The organism is Lentilactobacillus parakefiri (assembly GCF_002157585.1).
Classification (GTDB): Bacteria; Bacillota; Bacilli; order Lactobacillales; family Lactobacillaceae; genus Lentilactobacillus; species Lentilactobacillus parakefiri.
Map to the genome: position 1 here is coordinate 1 of NZ_BDGB01000154.1, position 865 is coordinate 865.

Genomic DNA, 865 nt, shown 5'->3' on the forward strand with positions numbered 1-865 from the left:
TGGCTTCATTGCCCTTAGAACGCTCTCCTATCACTTGACCAAAGGTCAAGTCCACAGTCTCGGTAATATGCTTAGCCCCGGTAAATTTTCGGCGCGGAATCACTCGACTAGTGAGCTATTACGCACTCTTTAAATGATGGCTGCTTCTGAGCCAACAGCCTAGTTGTCTATGCAACTCCACATCCTTTTCCACTTAGCATATATTTAGGGACCTTAACTGGTGGTCTGGGCTGTTCCCCTTTTGACGATGGATCTTATCACTCACCGTCTGACTCCCGGATAAAAATCAATGGTATTCGGAGTTTATCTGAACTTAGTAACCCATGACGGGCCCCTCATCCAAACAGTGGCTCTACCTCCATGATTCTACGTCCGAGGCTAGCCCTAAAGCTATTTCGGAGAGAACCAGCTATCTCCAAGTTCGTTTGGAATTTCACCGCTACCCACACCTCATCCCAGCACTTTTCAACGTACACGGGTTCGGGCCTCCAGTGCGTTTTACCGCACCTTCACCCTGGACATGGGTAGATCACCTGGTTTCGGGTCTACAGTAACATACTAAAACGCCCATTTCAGACTCGCTTTCGCTGCGGCTCCGGCTTTTAAACCTTAACCTGGCATGTTACTGTAACTCGCCGGTTCATTCTACAAGAGGCACGCTATCACCCATTAACGGGCTCTAACTGCTTGTAGGCACATGGTTTCAGGAACTATTTCACTCCCCTTCCGGGGTGCTTTTCACCTTTCCCTCACGGTACTGGTTCACTATCGGTCACTAGAGAGTATTTAGCCGTGGGAGATGGTCCTCCCGGATTCCGACGACGTTTCACGTGTGTCGCCGTACTCAGGATCCTGAACTGAGGGT

General features: G+C 49.7%; 1 rRNA gene. It reads right to left on the reverse strand.

The features are described 5' to 3' along the window. Positions 1 to 865: ribosomal RNA gene (locus LPKJCM_RS12095) — 23S ribosomal RNA — on the reverse strand; the annotation flags it as partial.